The 554-nt window shown below is 49.5% G+C and carries 1 protein-coding gene; it reads right to left on the bottom strand.

What is annotated here, in order from left to right; genetic code table 11:
• Positions 1-193 precede the first annotated feature (193 nt).
• On the bottom strand, positions 194-554 hold a 361-nt coding region (locus tag GVK91_RS27160), incomplete at its 5' end, for a hypothetical protein (protein ID WP_369073913.1).

Consider the following 554-nt stretch of genomic DNA (forward strand, 5'->3'; position numbering starts at 1 on the left):
GTACTATTGAAGTGAAAAATTGCGTCAAAAGCGCTCTAATGCGGCGAAAAAAGAACCCCCATTTTTTGGGGGCGGAAAAACAAAACTATGCTTGCATTATGTGTGTGCTTCTTGCATTCATCCCTGTCGATGAACATCGAAGAACATCGACGAACATAACACGATGTTAAACAAAACAAAATATTGTTCACATTCACTGTGACCAACCGCGATCATGTCTCCTCTCGGTGGCGTGTGTTCGTGCATCTTCCTCGCGCCGCCATTCGTCCCAGGTACGATTAAAACCCAGCGAGCGGAACAGATGATCCGGCTGTTTTTCTGGTGTGTTGACGGCAGCAAAAAGCGGTGCCTCACGGGTTTTCAGATGAAACTCCATAAGTTCCGGCGCAGGTGATATGTGGCTGTCTGCATCGTGATTTACGGCAACACCATACCCTGCATACCGTAACCCCTTATCGGTCAGTGCACTGATGACCAGCTGGCTGTTATCGGCTGAGGGAACGGCAAACGCGGGATACAGCGTACCATTAAGCCGGACAACACCGCCCAGAGAG

It is taken from the genome of Sphingobacterium sp. 18053 (assembly GCF_902706145.1).
Lineage (GTDB): Bacteria > Bacteroidota > Bacteroidia > Sphingobacteriales > Sphingobacteriaceae > Sphingobacterium > Sphingobacterium paramultivorum.